General features: G+C 53.1%; 16 protein-coding genes. 5 read left to right on the top strand and 11 right to left on the bottom strand.

What is annotated here, in order from left to right; genetic code table 11:
• Positions 1-2 precede the first annotated feature (2 nt).
• Entirely contained in the window at positions 3-740 is a 738-nt protein-coding gene (locus RBH33_RS11845) for a DotI/IcmL/TraM family protein (protein WP_306732408.1), read from the bottom strand.
• Between the two features lie 111 nt (positions 741-851).
• Here RBH33_RS11845 and RBH33_RS11850 point away from each other — a divergent pair, with 111 nt between their 5' ends.
• Positions 852-1,802 carry a hypothetical protein gene (locus RBH33_RS11850; RefSeq protein ID WP_306732409.1) on the top strand — a complete coding sequence of 317 codons (951 nt, stop codon included), beginning with the start codon at positions 852-854 and terminating at the stop codon, positions 1,800-1,802.
• A 521-nt stretch (positions 1,803-2,323) separates the two neighbouring features.
• On the opposite strand, the gene RBH33_RS11855 is transcribed toward RBH33_RS11850, so the two are convergent.
• The 4 genes from RBH33_RS11855 to dnaG are packed head-to-tail and all read right to left on the bottom strand — an operon-like array spanning position 2,324 to position 5,779.
• Positions 2,324-2,713 carry a hypothetical protein gene (locus tag RBH33_RS11855; protein ID WP_306732410.1) on the bottom strand — a complete coding sequence of 130 codons (390 nt, stop codon included), beginning with the start codon at positions 2,711-2,713 and terminating at the stop codon, positions 2,324-2,326.
• Positions 2,710-3,060, bottom strand: coding sequence for a hypothetical protein (locus tag RBH33_RS11860; RefSeq protein ID WP_306732411.1), 351 nt, complete (start codon positions 3,058-3,060; stop codon positions 2,710-2,712). Before RBH33_RS11860 ends, RBH33_RS11855 begins: the two co-directional genes overlap by 4 nt.
• A gap of 2 nt (positions 3,061-3,062) precedes the next feature.
• Entirely contained in the window at positions 3,063-3,803 is a 741-nt protein-coding gene (locus RBH33_RS11865) for an ADP-ribosyltransferase-containing protein (protein ID WP_306732412.1), read from the bottom strand.
• Entirely contained in the window at positions 3,800-5,779 is a 1,980-nt protein-coding gene (gene dnaG / locus RBH33_RS11870; protein ID WP_306732413.1) for a DNA primase, read from the bottom strand. Before dnaG ends, RBH33_RS11865 begins: the two co-directional genes overlap by 4 nt.
• Before the next feature lie 74 nt (positions 5,780-5,853).
• On the opposite strand from dnaG, the gene rdgC reads away from it, so the two are divergent.
• The gene (gene rdgC / locus RBH33_RS11875) at positions 5,854-6,795 is read left to right on the top strand and encodes a recombination-associated protein RdgC (RefSeq protein WP_306732414.1); all 942 of its coding nucleotides are present in this window, start codon (positions 5,854-5,856) and stop codon (positions 6,793-6,795) included.
• 71 nt (positions 6,796-6,866) lie between these two features.
• Here rdgC and RBH33_RS11880 read toward each other — a convergent pair whose 3' ends face one another.
• Genes RBH33_RS11880 through RBH33_RS11890 form a run of 3 tightly spaced genes read right to left on the bottom strand, consistent with a single transcriptional unit; the run spans position 6,867 to position 9,398 of the window.
• Positions 6,867-7,277 carry a hypothetical protein gene (locus RBH33_RS11880; protein WP_306732415.1) on the bottom strand — a complete coding sequence of 137 codons (411 nt, stop codon included), beginning with the start codon at positions 7,275-7,277 and terminating at the stop codon, positions 6,867-6,869.
• A gap of 1 nt (position 7,278) precedes the next feature.
• Positions 7,279-8,526: a hypothetical protein gene (locus RBH33_RS11885; protein WP_306732416.1), complete on the bottom strand. Its 1,248-nt coding sequence runs from the start codon at positions 8,524-8,526 to the stop codon at positions 7,279-7,281.
• Positions 8,527-8,573: 47 nt separating this feature from the next.
• A complete protein-coding gene (locus tag RBH33_RS11890) occupies positions 8,574-9,398 on the bottom strand; it encodes a ParA family protein (RefSeq protein WP_306732417.1) in 825 nt (274 codons plus the stop codon).
• Between the two features lie 113 nt (positions 9,399-9,511).
• On the opposite strand from RBH33_RS11890, the gene RBH33_RS11895 reads away from it, so the two are divergent.
• Positions 9,512-9,952, top strand: coding sequence for a hypothetical protein (locus RBH33_RS11895; protein ID WP_306732418.1), 441 nt, complete (start codon positions 9,512-9,514; stop codon positions 9,950-9,952).
• A gap of 376 nt (positions 9,953-10,328) precedes the next feature.
• Here the strand turns inward: RBH33_RS11895 and RBH33_RS11900 are convergent, their stop codons facing one another.
• The 3 genes from RBH33_RS11900 to RBH33_RS17765 all read right to left on the bottom strand — a co-directional run bounded on the left by RBH33_RS11900 (position 10,329) and on the right by RBH33_RS17765 (position 13,828).
• The gene (locus tag RBH33_RS11900; protein ID WP_306732419.1) at positions 10,329-11,363 is read right to left on the bottom strand and encodes a hypothetical protein; all 1,035 of its coding nucleotides are present in this window, start codon (positions 11,361-11,363) and stop codon (positions 10,329-10,331) included.
• Positions 11,364-12,117: 754 nt separating this feature from the next.
• Positions 12,118-13,485, bottom strand: coding sequence for a type II toxin-antitoxin system HipA family toxin (locus RBH33_RS11905; protein WP_306732420.1), 1,368 nt, complete (start codon positions 13,483-13,485; stop codon positions 12,118-12,120).
• Complete coding sequence (locus tag RBH33_RS17765; protein ID WP_373568264.1) at positions 13,475-13,828, bottom strand: helix-turn-helix domain-containing protein; 354 nt, start codon at positions 13,826-13,828, stop codon at positions 13,475-13,477. The genes RBH33_RS11905 and RBH33_RS17765 overlap by 11 nt, the downstream gene beginning before the upstream one ends.
• Positions 13,829-14,472: 644 nt before the next feature.
• Between RBH33_RS17765 and RBH33_RS11910 the strand changes: the two genes are divergently transcribed.
• Positions 14,473-15,423 (top strand): endonuclease, encoded by a 951-nt coding sequence (locus RBH33_RS11910; protein ID WP_306732421.1) that lies wholly within the window; start codon positions 14,473-14,475, stop codon positions 15,421-15,423.
• 76 nt (positions 15,424-15,499) lie between these two features.
• Positions 15,500-17,038, top strand: coding sequence for a replication initiator protein RctB domain-containing protein (locus RBH33_RS11915; RefSeq protein WP_306732422.1), 1,539 nt, complete (start codon positions 15,500-15,502; stop codon positions 17,036-17,038).
• Positions 17,039-17,183: the final 145 nt, after the last annotated feature.

Genomic DNA, 17,183 nt, shown 5'->3' on the forward strand with positions numbered 1-17,183 from the left:
ACTTATCGCTCCCGGTAGTTTTCGTCGATGCGGATGCACTGCAGGCCTCTCGGGCTCACAGATAAAGGCACTTGCTCGACATCGATGACGACATCGTATTCTCGGTTGACGGGTCGGCTTGTGCCGAGGATTTTCTCGCTGATCACCGCGTTGATTCGCCAACCTTTGCGACCAGTAGAATCCAGCACCCACTCATTATCTACTCGGGAGTGAACCAGCGCACCTTCATAGCGTTGGTTAAAGTTCAGCGCCGCGTTGAAGACGCCGCCTTGGCGCAGAGTTTCGTAGTAGTTGTTAATCACGCTCGGCTGGCACACGCTCATCAAATCAGTGAACACGTCCATATAATTGTTGTATGTCCATGTGTGCATCTGCACTGCGATATCCCGCGCAAAGTTATTAACGGCGGCGGTTGTGTGTGTGGGGTATTCCAGGCCGTGTGTTTCGTAGACGTGCCCTTCTTGATTGATATAGAAGTAGCGAAATTGCACGTCTCGCGCCCAACCGGCCCACGCCGCCACAACGGTAATAACCAGAAATAGGAACGTGACCAGAAATTTCTGGTTATTGGACTCAGCGAGTTTTCGCAGTGTCTCGTTTTCCGTCAAAATCCCCCGAAACGCGATCAGTGGGTCATCCCTGAGCAGCTGCTGTAACTCCCGGGCGGCCTCCTCTGCGCTCACGCCTTCATCGTGACCTTCGGTGGTTTTTTTGGAATTTTTAGGTGTTTTTTGCGTCATTAGGGGGCGCCTACTGGTCGCTATAACGTCCACTGGGGGTTTCAAAGGTTAGGATTATGCTATCATTATAAACAATTTTCCACCCTTATAAGCCTCGGAGCACCTAATAATATGCGCCTTCAAACCCTCACTCTTGCGACTGCCCTGGCAGTAATATCCACTTTGACGCACGCGGCGGTGCCTGAGCACGTAGTGAATAGGGCGACGGAGCTGGCCGTTTATGCCGGTGGGGAAAACTCCGAAATCGTGGCTATAGACCGCGTGGAGGACGTTCCCGGGCTGTCTAAAGCCACCCGTGTGCGCTACTTGGATACCCTGGGTCGGCCGCAGACGTTGCTGATGCTACCCGACGGCAAGCACTTTATCGCCGGACCTTTGGCCCAGCATCGCAATGACGATAATTCCGCCCAACGAAAGAGCGGTGACTTTCCTCAATCGCAACCAGCCCAAACTCAACGCTCGCAAAACGCGCCTCGCCCGGCGTCCTACCGGCCAGACGGGTATCTCCGGCCCGCTTCATTCAGCACCGTCGCCGTCTCATTGTTTGAGGAAGTTGAGGATGCGCCCAAGGTGTACTTTCAGTTACTTCGGGATGCGCCTGCGGTCATTGAGGGCAGTCATCCCGATAACATTGTCTACGTGATGTTCGATCCGGCCTGTCCGCACTGTATGCGTAGCTACCACGGGCTTCGCTCTAAGATCACCTCTGGGCAATTGACGGTTCATTGGGTTCCGGTGGCGGCCGTTTCCGCCTCCCCCTACACGGCCCTGCTGGCGATGGCGGACCCTGGAGCGTCCAACGAGGTGCGGCTCGAACGGATGAAAGAGATAACCTCTAATCGTGGGGCGTACAGAGGGGAAATAGTTGATCGTTCCGGTGCTGAAAGCATTCTTCAGAGCACTACCGGTTTACTGGCGATGATTCGGGGCTTGCAGTCCCCGGATGTTCCAGGCGGTACCCCGCAAACCTTTTATGTTGACGCCGAGGGTAGATATCGACACCATTTTGGCTATCACCCCGACCATATCCCTCAATTAACTGAAGCGCTTAATTTGGAGTAGATTCAAATGAGCAATATTGAATGCATTGAGGATGTCGAGCGAGAGCGAGGATCCCCCGTACTGGTTCTCGCGCCTTCTGATCTCGTGGGTGCTGACCAGCGGCTCGTTGACGCTATCGCACATGAGTATCGGGTATATCTGGATTCTGACGCTGCTGGCGGGTGTATAGTTTATGCCCGGTATGACCGGGGGTGGGTTGTTAATCCAAGCGCTCGATGGCCGATAGCAGAACTGATACGAATACTTACAGAAGTGCGCCAGTTAATCGCACCGTTTGTCGATGCGTTTGAAGCGGTGCGGGAGTGTCATAAACCGGCGATCGATCGCGAGCGGCCCGCTGACATGCAAAGCTTCCTTGATCGGAATGAGTGCGTTCCCGCTGGTACCACGGTTGGGGACTGGCGCAAGCTTGCGGACTTAGCCAAAACATTTCCTCTTAAACATAGAGAGCATGAACCATGTTGAACTCAGTGAACGCCAACTTTCATTTTTGAGGCCTCTGTAAGATTCTTGGATAGATCCTATGGCGCACTGTGGAAAAACGCCGTACTTATTCGTTCATGGAAGATTGCGACAAGGATGCCCGAAACAGCGATCGCGAGGCCGAACGCTTCAATCAGGCTCACTCCCCGTGACGGCATCATGACGTACTGTACGACGAGCGCAATGGCCATGATCGCGGTCATCGCACTAAGGGCCAGTAGAGGATAAGACAGGTAAAGAGAACCCCTGCCGTAAAACAGGATGTAGGCTACGCTGGCCAGATACCCGGCCGGCAACGAGAATGCCGCTATCACCGACGCTCGGTACAGTGAGAGTCCTTGTGGATCCGTCGCCGCGTGCACCCCCAGCAAGTTGGGAACCTGGACACAAATAGAGGCCACGATCAAGGCAATCAGGATCACAATCACAGACTAATCCTCTTTTGCTCCTGCTCTGCGATAGCGCGTATTGGCTCCAATGCATTACTAGGCTGATCACCTCCAAGCAGCTCTTTGAGCGTCGCTTCATCAGCTCTGATTTGCTGTTCAATTTGCTGTACTTCTACCGTGTGATCACCTGAATCCTTGACAGCCTGAGCATACGCGTAGCGGATATAATTTTGACGCAAACGCTCAATTGCTGATTTCATCAGGGCCGCGCGCAGCTGTCTGGCCACTCCGTCATTTTTGCTTATGCGCTCCCTCATTCGGTGCTCTAATACCAACACTGCTCCTAGCAGTGCCAGCAGCACGATTATACTGACTTTAAACATCATACTTAGCGTGTAGCCCTCGGGTTCCAGGCGACTTGCCCGTTTGTTTGGTCTGCTCTTTCCCGTTCGCGCAGGGACTCGGCAATGCCGTCGAAATTAAGCGTATCTAGTGGGGTCGGTGTCGCTGGGCGGGCCTGTTCAGAAACAGACCGGTAAGTATCATTTAGGTCGATACTGTTGGGGTCGAAATTACCGCTGTTTTGGGTGGCGCTTTTAACTTGCGCTGGCTCAAAAGCCACATACTCTTTGCATCCGTCGGGATAGGTGGCCACTACGCCGTCATAGCCCAAGCTCTGTAGCTCGTTAAGCAGCTCAGGGCCGAAGTGGAGGCTTTCATTGTCTTTAGCGTGATCAAGTAGTTTCCGCCCGTTGGGTAGCGCAAGTACGGCCTCTATGCCGGGGTGGTCGTGGTCCTCGGTGAATGCACCAGGCGAGTCGTGATCTGCGTCTATTACCCAAGGGTTTTGCAGGTTCAAATACGCTGCGTACACCTTCTCGCCGTACGCTGTCGCATCCTGTGCTTGATCGACGAAATAAATGCCCGGCCCAAAGGTGCCTTCTTCACTGGGGGTGAATGCGCTAATCGCGCTATCGGACCCGTGGTAGGCCATGAGAGGCTGGCCGGCGTCATCGACGACTTGGCTATCGCCGAACCAGCTGACGAAGTTCTCCCATACAGGCTTTTGGTTCGGCGCCACCCGAACACCAAAGTGGTCTTTGGCCCAAGCGGTAGTGGCAATACTCATACTTCGCGTGTAGCTCCCTTTGCCTCGCTCGGCGCAGGATCGATCTGCTGGCTCTCAGTCATACCGCCCAGGGTGTTGCTCGTCTGTTCGGCCTGCTCACCTATCAAGTCAATATACCGCTCCACACGGGCGGCCGTTGTCGGCTCAAGCTCACTGAGTGCTGCAACTAAGTTGTCAGCATTGCCTTTAACGGAGGAGCACCAGCGCTTCATCTGCGCCGAGGCCTCTTCATTCATATTTGGCGCCACTAACTTTAAGTTATCTTTGATCACAGTCATGTGATAACTGGCTAGTTGACATTGTGTTTCAAACGCCGGGGTGTCTCGAAAGTACCGACTCAACAACGCCTGGGCCATCATCTTATGCTCACCCGAACTGTTCCTGGCTGAATTCATAACTTGCTTTAGATTTAAGCCTTGCGTGACGGGGGTTTCCAGCATTAGTGTCCGCGCTACTTCGCGCATCCTTACCCCAAGCTCTCTTTGCACATCCAGCCCCTTCAGGTCCGGAGTGCTCTGCGCTCGGTGCGGCCCCAGCTCGGGCATGGACCAGTTAACGCGCACATCCGCCTTCCCTACTCCGATTTTGTTGGCGATAAACTCTCTCACCTCCTGCTCAAGTGCTGGTAGGTCTACGCCGTGGCAATGCCCTTCTTGCATCTCAAAACTAAACGGCATGTATTCGGTGGGTTTGATGGCGGTGACGCTCTCCAAGCGCTTGAGTACGTGTGACTTAGTAACGCTTGGGGGCATCTGATCGAGCATTACCTTGGCATTACTGAACATCTGTCCCCTGCCCTCGCTGGTATCCAACGACACCACTCCATCTTGGGCGGTTCTCAAAATCAGATCACTTGCTGGGATTGTCGATAGCTTGAGGTGCTGCGTGTAGGCCTCCACCCCCTGCTCTCGAATCATTGAGTCGGGATCGGCGCCCTCGGGTAACAACACGAAGCTCGCCCGGCGTTTGTCATCCAACAACGGCAGGACGGCGTGAAGCGCTCGAACGGCGGCGGTTCTACCGGCCTTGTCTCCATCGAAGCAGAAAACCAGATTCTCCGTGCGCTTGAAGAGCCGCTTCGCCAGATCCACGTTAATCGCCACCCCCATGGTCGCAACGTGGTTCGTCAGGCCGTTCTGGTGGGAAGTCACCACATCCATGTATCCCTCAGTGACAACCAGCTGAGAGGGGCTTCTGTCGGCCTGCAATGCCTCATAAAGGCCGTAGGCCACAGCCGACTTTTTAAAAACGCTGGTTTCCGGCCCATTGATGTACTTTGGGGGTGCTTTGGCTCCCTCTGCAGGCCCATCCTCCAGGCGCCGGCGCGCGAACGACACGGTGCGACCGCGTTCGTCTCGTATCGGAAATATCAGGGCATCACGAAACCGGTCGTAGAACCGGCCTTTCTCTTCGCTAGTCTTGGGTTTGTAGATCGCCAACCCACTATCGACCAAGGCTTTAAAGTGTTTGTCAGAGCCAATGTGGTCTATGACTCCTCGCCAGCCCTTCCCCGCCGCCCCCAAGCCGAATCGGTTGACGGTCTCAGCGGTGACTCCCCGTTGGAGCAACAGCGCCTGGACATCCGTGTGGCCGGTAAGCTGAGTTTGGAAATATTCTTCGGCCTGTGACAAGGTATCGTATAGGCCGGTCGACGAATCCTGGGACTTGCTGCGTCCGTTTTCATTCTCTAGTGGAATGCCCGCCTTTTCGGCCAGCATCGCCACGGCCTCTGGAAATTCCACGTTGTGCTGTTGCATTGTGAATTTAAAGATATCCCCCCCGTCTCCGCAGGCGCCATGGCAGAAATACAGCTGTTTGCTGGCATCAATGGAGAACGATGGGGTTTTTTCTTCATGGAAGGGGCAGCACGCGAAGTGGTTCTTACCCTGCTTTTTCAGATCCACAACCAGCCCAATTTCGTCGACAATATCTACGGCATTGCGTACTCGTTGGATAAAGTCATCTGAAAAGGCCATCTGTCAAATTCCGAGCTTATGGTTTAGGATGATAGTATCATTGTAACTATACCATTACGCTGTAAGTTATTGCCATGCTTAAATCATCCTCTGGAATTAGAAAAGCCACTGTCATCCCAGTGCCCAACCCTATTGATACCCGCAAACTCATGGACGCGGCCGAGAAGCTGCGCTTTCGGGACTGTAAGGTCTCTGAGGGGGAAAGCTGGGGGTTCATCACGCCGGATTACACCGACAACTGGCCCCTGGTGCCTATGATCCAGCACTCGTTACTGTTTACATTGCGTCGGGATCGCCGGGTACCGAACAAGCGGAGGTTGTCGCGCGAATGGAACGAGGCGATCCGGGAGAAAGAGAAGGCGGAGGATCGCAAGCTGACCAAAGAGGAGCGGGCCGAACTGCGAAAGACGTGCGAAACCAAGCTGATCGCCCAGACGCCTCCCCAAGAATCTGAATTCCAGGCCATCTACGATGGCGAGCGTCGACTTTTGGTTGTTTTGGAGTCCACCGGCTCCCGTGTGCAGTTTGTTGTGGAGAAGTTCAACCGCCTGATAGATCCGCAAGGTGTGAGCGTTGAGTGGGAGGCGAGTAGACAAGAAGCTATCTTGGAGGGCACCCTGACCGCCTGGGCGTATCGGCCCGAACTCATTCCAGAGGATTTACGTTTTACCCTGGGCACCGACTATCGGCTTACCTCGGCCGACTCCACGGCGGTACTGGCCAACCACTCTCCGGGTGAAGAGATCAATATTCACCTGATGAATCAGAAGCTTGTCGAGAAAGTGGAGCTTTACTGGGGTGAGACCGTTTCGTTCTGTTTGAGCGCGAAGAAAGTTATCAGCCAGATTGACTTCAAATCGTATTGTTCGGAAAGCATAAAAAGCGTGCGAGAAAATGAGAACATCGATGATATCCGGGTCTATCAGGAGGGCTTATTTCTGGTGTTCTATGACGCGTTTCTTGAGTTGTGGGATGCGGTTTGCAAAATCCCTGAAACGCCTTCAGGCGGGCTTTAATTAACCCTCCCGCTCAATCGGCTGCGTCCCCAAGTTTCCCGTCTGGTGACGCACCGAACTGACGGATTCAGCTACGCCGATTCCTGGCCATACATATCGATCAATTGCTGCTGGGCGAGTGCAGCCCGGATGATACCCGATTTAATCCCCTTCCCTGCCAGCCGTGTCCGAGCGGATTCTACCCGCTTGATGGCCACCTCCAGGTGCTCATTGGTTTCGTCTCGGATCTCAATCACGCACGGAGCGAGCAGACGGCTGCGGGTCCGGTACTCCACCCCCAACTCCACAGAGTCTAGCCACGGCTGCCCATCCTCCGATGGGCTATGGTAGCCGGCCATCGACCAGTCTTCATCCACGTAGCATTCCCAGGAAAGAAACTTCGTCAGCGCCTCTTCGATCAGCCTTGAGCGCTCTTGCAGCGGCTTATCAGCGATCGCCTTTTGGTTTGCCAACAGCTTTACGCTGGTTCTTGTCTTACCCACGTTACATCTCCTGCGATAATTGCGCCAAGAGGCTGGCCAGTCTCTCGGCCTCACTATTCCCGACGGCGTGTTGAGTGATGCCCGGCTGCGCTTTTTCAAGCAGCTCGAACAACTTCCCTATGGCCACACCATGACTGGCTTCACTGAGCTTGAGTTCGGTTATCCGTGGCGCCTTGGGGGTGCTCGCAGCGCGCCCCTCATCTGTGGGCACTTGAGGACGTGCCGAGGGCTTAGCGCCCTGCTCCGGCGGAAAGTGCTCACTACCGGGTTCGTCGGGTTCGGTAGTGATGGTTTTAGTGGCTGGTGGCGCGTCAAAGTGTGTCAGTGACACACTTTGGTCGTCTGCGGGCGCTTGCGGTGCCACCGGAGCCTCTGCAGGCTTTTTGCTGCCCATGTACTTGGATCGAAAAGCGGTTGGACCTGATTTGGCCAACTCTCGGATCAGCGTATCCCACTGCTCTTGCGGCGCCTTAAAGACAACGCTAAGGGCCACGACATCTTCGATCTGCGCGGTATGGATAGCCAGTAACCGCTCCTGATCATCCGCCGCTCCCGCTTTGACCATATCCACCAAGCGCGATAGGCGCGTTCTCTCCAGGCCCGTTGCGCGGGCGAGTTTCGCCTTATTGATTGATTCGCCACGAGCGGTCAACATATTAACCACCAGCCTGACTTCCATTAGCTCTTCGGCCAGAGTGTTATTCACCCTGGAGGTATTTTCAGTGATTCGGCCGATGGTCCGATACAGGTCATCGTCTGCCTGGTTCGATTTATCCAGGATCACATCTATCTCACTGATGCCAGTGATTGGCTCAGCCAGGCAATACGCGATGTACCGCCGGTGCCCCGTCTTAGTTTCATGAACCCCTTGGGCATCGACTGGGAGTACTTTGGGTGGCGAATCGGCGTAGCCGCCGTTGGGGATGTACGTGTTCGCCAGGTTAGCGCAGGTCTCGTATAAGCTGCGCGCCGCCGGGCTTAGCGTTATGCCCAGATCGGCATAGCTTGGGACCGTCTCAGCGCCCTGCTCTTTAATCTTTTGGGTGATCTTAGGCAGCGCGTTTACCAGCTCACCTTGGCCGAGACGACCATTGTCAGGGTCTGGCCGGATCTTTGAGAGCTTCGCGGTTACGATGGTGTCCCGATGAACCGTAGAGCTTAGCACCTGTTCCAGGTTGCTAAACATGCTATCCGATTCACGGTCTCGCGCCTCTAGCATTTGCTTTCTCGACGGCTTAGCGTTACCCATGTTTTGTCTCCTTTTTCCTGAAAGTGTGGCAGTGACACACTTTTTTATTATTTGAGCCCCAGCTCAACCAGCATGCGCTCACCCAGTTGTTTCCATTCCTTCCGAGCTTCCGGGTAGGCTTTGGGCACCTCATACGGGTAATCCTTGGCAACCATGTCCACTTCTTGGTAGCTCGGGCGGCGCTTGACCACGATATCGAGCGCCAAGCGGCCCAGGTTCTTGTTCAGCCGTTTCAGATTATCCTTATTAATTCGCATGCGCGAATCGTAGATGGTGGGGAGGACACCGATAATTTTAGCCACTTCCTCCGAGCGCAAGGGTTCATTAACCGCATGAATGAACTGTAGCACCCCCATTAGGCCTTCAAACGGCTTCTTTTCCATGGTGCAGGGCACCAGTATGTGGGTGGCGAGCGTGATGGCCGCTTCAGAGTAAAGATTCTTCGCAGGCGGGGTATCGATAATCACCAAATCAAACGCCTTGCGGAATTCGGGATCCAAAAAGGCTTTCTTGGCCATTTCAATGGCGTTTGGCTTGTAATCCATCTGGAACATGCTGCCGGAGGCCGGCAGTACAAATAAGTTTGGCGTCGCTGTGGGATAGGGGAGCCACGGATCGTTGGTAAATAACGCCCGGGAAATGTGTACCCCGCCCTCAGGGTGCTCTGGGGGGACCGTGGAGATTCGCCCATCGGGCGACTGCCCCATCGTCAGAAAGGTCGCGCTGGCGTTACATTGTGGATCCAATTCGACAATGAGCGTCTTCTTGCCCGCCTGGGCCGCGTAGGCCCCGACCTGGATGGCTGTGGTTGTCTTTGCGACACCGCCTTTTTGATTCGTGACGGCTAAAACCGTCAAGGGGATTTGGGCCATAGTCTTCGTCCTACTGTTAATATTGTTGTATCATCCTAACACTTTGGTTACTACTCGTAATATGTTTTGCGTTATATATTACACAAAACGTATGTCATGCAAAAGGTCTTTTTATGGATGTATCTCGAATCGCCCATGGCGTCTACCTGGCCGTACACCCCACCACTATGAATGAGCGGCTTTTAGGGGGTAAATTGTCCACGGTTTATGCCACCATGAAGGAGGAAGGGATATCGGAGTATCGCCTGTTTTATCTGGTTGAGACTGAGGCAGGTTCCCCTGAGTGGGAGCCAGTAGATCTGAAGCACCACCGTCACTATCATGGTGAGCAACGCAAGAGGATCTTGCATTGGTTCCATGTCTGCAATGCCCAACTATCACTCAATGGCATGCACTTCATGGCGAAAGTGCTCGGTGTTAACCCCAACCGCCTTCGGAACGCATTACGCCCCCCCGACACCGCGCACTATCAGCCATTCTCCTCAGAAGCCATGGTGTATCTGAAATACAGGTTTGATCAATCGTCAAAGAATCGCTCGTCCTCTGCCGCCTAGGGAAAAGTGTGTCACTGACACGCTTTCCTTCCAAGTGGACGGGTTGGCAATGAGGCACTTTTGTTGGTGACTTTCATTTAGCGACTAGCCGCACGCTGTGTTCCCAACCACCTTTGGCGCAACCTACTCCCGGATTCCTAGACCCATATGCGAGGCCGAAGTGTGTCACTGACACACTCTTGGGTGGGGTTATGGGATCATCGCCGTGAACAGTTGAGCTATGGTGTGCCATTCAACTGCGGAATAGGGTGGTGGGGTGGTGGTCTTGTGTGGAGTGAAAGTGTGTCACTGACACGCTTTTGGTGAGGGTTGGTCCGAAGAGGCCGCTACCTACTAATTCGTTTCGAGTAGGACTAAAGCGTGTCAGTGACACACTTTAGTCACCCTCTTGCAGGTGGTTTCGTGTTAAATGGTCAAACTCCTCCAGCGACTCAAAACTCAATGTGAATCGTCCTTTCACTTGCGCTCTGGAGGTAAATCCACGCCGGACCTGAGAAAGAGCGTCGATCATCCCTTGTCGATCAAAGAAATGGCAGCTGAGTTCGCCCTTATGCTCCCCCTCGGCGGAAGGCTGGATGTCAATCGGGTACCCTACTCTCTCACTCAAATCATTTTCGAGCCTTTTCACATCCACCGACTTCTGTGCTCGGGGGTGAATTTCCACCGGATACCCTACTTGCTCGCTCACGACGCTTTCGAGCCTTTCAATGTCCATCGACTTGTGTATTTCGCCAGGGGCGGCTCCGCCTCCTTTTCCGCCCGGCTTGGGGCGCGCTCCAAAGTTATTGAGAAAGGCCAGCCGCATAATGGCTTTGTTATCCAGCCCCTTTTCTTTGGCGGCTGCTACCAATTCCTGCTGTCGGGACATCGCCAGGGTTATCAGCTCTCTGCAATCACTGTAGGTCAAGCGCTCCCGCTCAGCCATGGCAAAGAATTCAGGGTGCAGCTTGTGGAGGATATTCACGTAACGGGAAACCGTTGTTCTACCCAAAAGCGTGTCACTGCCACACTTTTCGTTGGATAGCCCATAGCTTTTTTTCGCCCTCACAAGCGCTGATGCAACTGAGGTCCATGGAAGCCCCAGGACTTCGGCCTGCTTGACGATTCCCCAGTGCAGACGGTTATGAATCGTATCATCGACAAGAATCGCTGGTACCGCGGCTAGCCCAGCCTCCTTATGGGTTAATACAATATCCCAACCATAGACCACCTCGAAGCCGCCCTTATCTTTGGGTCTCATGACCATTGGGCGTTCCAAAAGTCGACCTACGCTTTGGAGTTCGGAGAGCGTTTGTAGTCGCTCTGCGGTAGAGTAGGGCACCACCACGTCTTCACTTAACCAGCACGCCGCAACAGCGACCTCGACCGCCTCCCCGTTGTGCTTCTTTGTGCCCTTGGCACGCTTACGCATCGGTTTCACCTCTATATGTAGAGTCGAACAGCTATATGTATGCCATAATGGCGTTTCATTTGCCCCTCAATGGCCCCCTACCGTGCCACTGGCACGACCACTATATATTCACGGTTAGATTTGGGCAAGTCTTGCACGCGCTTCGTGCTTCAGCGGTCGTTACAGCGCTCCCTCCAAAACGTGTGTCACTGACACAGTTTAGATTGGCCCACGAACACACTGAACGCTACGGACCAATACAAGAGCTTGCGAGGCGATTGGCCGTTCAGCATCGGAATAGGGGAGGGCGATCTCAGGGCGTTAAAAGCGTGTCAGTGACACACTTTCTGATGAATGGCGTTGAGCGGAGGAAAGGTGTCCCTGTTTGATGGAGGATCAGATGGCTGCTCACAAACTGTGTTCCGAGCACTCTTCAGGGACAATCCGACTCGTTGGAGCCCAAACCCCCAAAGCCCTTGTGTTGGGCAGATGTGTGTCACTGACACGGTTTTCATGGCTGGGGAGGTACAGGCTGCTACCTTTCGAGTCGTTAGGGACAGGGTGGAAGTGTGGCAGTGACACACTTTTGTTTAACAGCGGAGTAGGGCGATCTTCGATCTAAATGGAGATTCAATGTGTGTCACTGACACACTCCTGCAAAACAGCTCCTAAGCAAGCGCTTGGCGGCAGGGCTTCTAGGGTGGCGCGCAACCGATTAGGCAAAAAAAAGTGTGGCAGTGCCACACTTTCTGAGGAGGGTAGGGCAAGAATGTGTTTAACGGCTCATGCTGATGCCTTTGGTTCGCTTCTCGCGCTCACGCTCTTCGCTTCCCATTGAGGCCAAATACGCCTGTACATGCGCCCGGCTGGCCATCGATTTTCGTACAATATTCACTTCTTTTGGGGTTAGCCCCTCATCGAGCATTTTCTCCTCCCAATCCTTGGTCGCGGCCAACACATCCTGTGCTATCTCTTCCGCCTCCTCCTCACCTATCCCCATGGCTTCAGCGCACGAGGCAATAGCCTTCGGATTCTGGTGCCCACCGAACGGCCCGACGCTTATCGCCTGCGGACTGCCCTCTATGCCAACGGTGGGCAATACATCGTAAGCCGGGGTCAGCTGCATCTGCTTTTTCCCTGGTGGCTTACTAAAGGAATGATTCTTCGGGTGATCATCGACGTTGCCCACGGCAATGTTAAACAGCATTCGCCGGAACAGCTCTCTGGTTTCCTGTTCGGATGACTCTGATACCTGCCCGATTATTCGGCCAATGTTCGGGTAGCTCTCAAGCTCAGCGCGGGCACCGGCATTCTCAGGCATTGGGCCAATCAACGACTTAGCAGAAACCACATGGTGCCGCTCGCCATCAGTCTCTACATCGAACCGTTTAACCAGAAGCACTGGGCCCCGAGCGGTCTCCATGATCTTAGTATCTACCACGTCGCAGCCTGCCTCTTTCGCCATTTTCATGGTCGCATGCTCCAACAGGCAATGGTCAACCAGGTCCGTTTTTCGAGGAAACTTAACGATCCAGCGATCCACTCGCTTCTCACCCAGCTCCTTGTTGTACTGCACTTCATCGACGAACGTCTTGGGGCGAACGCCCCCAAGCCCCGAGCCGTATTCAAAAAACATGGCCTTTTCTTTCTCCACTGGCAGGCCTTCATCGAGACGAATCGCTGTCTCCATGATGTCTTCGAGGCTTTGAAACTCCTTCGGTAGCATTTTCACCGGGACTTCTTGCATTGCGCAGCCGCCGCGCGACTCTGTAAAGAAGATCGTACCAGTACCGTTTCCTGAACCAGAGAGCAAGAACTCCAAGTCATTTGATGGTGGCGGATCTAGCAGAGCCATTAGCACCCGGCGGCCCCAGTCATCTGGGCCAGCATCGAGCAGGGCGCCAGCAACGCCTAGGTTGTCTCTCGTGATGGGGGTTTCGTAAATAGCTCCCTCCACCAGTGGGAGGTTAATCGGATCTAAAGGATAAGCCCTCTCGTCCCGGCAATACCCGCGAGCATATTTAAACGCTCCGGTTCGCCGTACTCGATCGACAATGAGCTGGCCCGCGACCATCGTCTCACCACCGCCAACATCGACGTGAATGTAGAGTTTACTCAGTAGTGGATTGTTATTAGAGGTCATCGTCAAAAGTCACCTTTTTTGTTATCCCTGATTCAGCCGCACCAGGCCCCAGAAAATGGTCCTTACAGATCAAACATAGTCCATCCAGCTCCGTGACCATGCCAAAGGCCTGCAGAACAGCGACATAAAAACCGAAGCCGATCGCAGGGTCTCCACGCTCTATCCCCTTGATCGTCGTCGTAGAGACCTTGGCAAATTCGGCACATCTCTCATACGACCAGCCCCGGCGCTGCCTCGCAGCCCGCAAGCGACCCCCTAAGTGGTTCATCTTAACGCGCGTAACGTCGGTCAGATTGTCAATGGCTAGAGTTCTTGATCTTTGCATAGTCGCTATAGTATCCATTTTTGCGCAAATTAGACACTATAGCGACCAATTTTGCCTGCAACCCGGTAGTGAGCACTTTCTTCCTTTTTGTCGTGATCTCTCCGGCCTCCTCGCCTCAACCCGGTAGTGTCGACTTTGTTATCCACACATTTTGAGCGTTCGCGTAACTCCCCAGGTAGTCATCGGCCTAATTCCCTCAATCTCTACGAATGAAAACCCGGTAGTGTTGACTTTGAGGTTAATTTTTATTCAAATAAAAGTCTTCACTACCGGGTAAACACCACATCTGGTAGTAACCTGTTATTTATCTGTGGCTATCGTGTGTTTAACCGTGCCAACCCGGTAGTGATGACTTTCCTTACCCAGTAGTGAGCACTTTTAACCCGGTAGTGGAGACTTAGTTATCCTCGGTAGTGAGCACTTAAATAGCCGTAGTGAGGACTTTCAACCCGGTAGCGAGCACTTATAACCCGGTAGTGAGCACTTTTAAAACGGCTGTAAGCCTCTGTTTTTGCGGGTTTTTTTTATTGGCGTATTTAAAACTTAATCTACTAATATCTATCTATACCCTCAATATATAAAAGAGAGCAGAAAATTCATTAAGAACAATAACAATGAACCTAGCCCTATTTATCATTAATACGCTCCCGCGAAGGTGTTAAGTGTCTTTTAGACAGTTAATCATCGGTAGCCTCGCCGCTGTACTGTTCTCCGCTGCCCAATCTGAACCTCCGGCTAATTTTGACCAGGCGAAAAGAACCGCTCGCGCCATCTATGCTGATCGACCCATCACATTCTACTGCGCTTGCCCAATAACATGGTCAACAGGTGTTGGGGGTGCGGTTGATTTGGAAGCCTGTGGCTACCAAGTTAGGCACAGAACCGATACGGCCGCTCGGCGTGTCGAATGGGAGCATGTGGTACCCGCTTCCGTATTAGGTGCCGAGCTATCTTGTTGGTCTCAAGGGGGACGTTCTAATTGCAGGAGCACAGACCCAATCTACCGCGCCATGGCAGCCGACTTACACAATCTCACCCCCGCTATCGGTGAAATCAACCGGGATCGCTCCAATTACGCGTTTGGCCTTCTGCCTGACGATCCTTACCAGCACGGCGAATGCGCCTTTCGCGTTAGCTTTTCATCCAGATTGGCACAACCTCGCGAGGAGATACGCGGCAAGATTGCTCGGATTTATTTCTATATGCACGATTACTACGGCCTGACGCTACCCCCGGAGCAGGAGGAGCTGTTTATTCAGTGGGACAGGGAGCACCCGGTCACGCCCTGGGAGCTGGAAAGGGACGCTCGGATCGCGGCCGTTATGGGGCGCCACAATCCTTACGTTATCGGACAGAGGAGATGGGTGGCCGGTTATACGCCGCGAGCAGAGGCATTAGCAGATTTGTCCCGTATAACCGCCTCAGTAGAGAACCAACCGCTTGAACTTGAAGAGCAGCAAACAGCGCCTATTATCGGAAACCGTCGCTCAAGAATCTTTCATCGTCCGAATTGTCCTAGCTATTCCCGTGTAGGAGAAGTTAACCGGGTCGTTTTTGCCAGTGAGGAGGAAGCTGTCTCAAAGGGCTACCGTGTAGCTGGAAACTGCCCGTAGCCTTCTACGTTGCGCTTGAGGAAAGTAACCGCTATTCTTTCTCTCTGACAACGTCCGGACAATAATATATAGCGCTATGGACATACCCGAGTTTACCTATACCAGTCCCATATTCTGTGTGCCAGAAAATGCTGACGACCAGTTGCGGACCTATATGAAGCTTTTGCAAAAGGCGAATGACCGGGAGTTTGTGCTCTCCGTGATAACGGCCGCGCTTGAGTACGGTGTAGTGCTACCTCATTCTGACCCGATTGATCGCCACCTCTACCTGGATTATGACCAACTGAAGGTAGCGGTTGAGAAAAGCGGCACCAAATTGGCTCTTGGCTTGACCTCACTGCGGACTCGATTAGCTCGCCTGTGCGATATGGAACTGTTCTCTGCTGAACGGCTTAACACGCCACAATTGCGAGGGTACCGTAACGCCTTTACTCTCCAATCTCCTACGGCATTGGTTCGCTCCGGTTTGATTCAGGTCGATTCGGATGAGCCACAATTTGAGCCGTCGAATAAGCGCGACAAGACCTATTACGCGGCAACGAGAAAAGCGCGCCAAAGTTTAACGAGTCAAGAGGTGCAAGTCCTCGAATCTCCCAAAGAGCTGAAACGCGCCCACTCCGAACGCCTTCTGAATAACGTGTTTTTTGGTTGCGGGCGACTATCCTCTCGTGATCCTCGCCGAAGAAAGATCGTCACACTTTACCCCTTTAAAGGCGAGACGGTAGAAATAACCGCTACCGCTGGGGGTGAGTCTGATTTGTTTAGCCTGGAGGATCAAAATACCGTATTAGCCATCATTACTTTGGTGATTAACACGCACTACTCCAAAACAACCCACAACATACCGTTATCATCTATCCCGAATGAGTACTTCCTGGATATTTGTGCATTGGCGGAGGTCTGTGGGCTGGATCCCAACGGGGCCAATAGGAACACATTGCGTAAGTCGTTGGACCGGTTGTACCACTCTAACTTGCATGTTCAGTGCAGCAAGGATTCTGTGTTTGCTCAGCACTTCGGCTTGTACTCCAGCATGGGCGATGGTCGAGAGTTTCATCCCGATGATCTGAACTTCCGTTTTCTCAGCGCACTGGACGCTGTTAGCGAGTCAGATCCGGATATTGCGGGTTCCCGGCGACCTCGCTACTACCGTATCTCTTTGCACTCGATGATTCACAAACAGCTGCTGGATAAGGATGTGTGGAGCACGTTCGTCGTAGACCCAGAGCTGGTTCGTAACCGGCTGCGCTTGATAACGCACCTTTACTTTTTTGCCGCGAGGATGATTCATCGTGACCGAGAACTGGTGCGATCCTATCCGATAGAGACTGTACAGAGCTTAACAATGCCGGCCCACACTCGGTTCGATAACTGGCGACGCTCGCTGTTTAATGAGTTAAAGAAGTTTGCAATCGGGCAGGGAACAGTCTTCGATGAGAAGAAGATTAATGTGCTGGAGCTGTTTGGGTACTTTGTGAAAATTGCCCCCGATCATAAATTCGGCTTTACCTTCACCTTTTGGTTTAATCCCAACCACCCAGTGTTGGGGTGCTCAATCCTGGAGGAGAAGAGCCTTTCTCAGCGGACTCTGGACCTAAGACCGCCCAATAAATAAAGTATCATATTAGATACTTTTTAATAGCTTGTGCGCTTTGTATGGTGTATGATAAGACTATAATCTCAACATACCGAGCGAGAGCAATGGACTTACATGATCTAGTAGAGCGGGCCGAGAAGGTGTATGTCGGCCAGGGCAGTGA

Source organism: Marinimicrobium hydrolyticum, from assembly GCF_030848505.1.
Lineage (GTDB): Bacteria > Pseudomonadota > Gammaproteobacteria > Pseudomonadales > Cellvibrionaceae > JAVDDU01.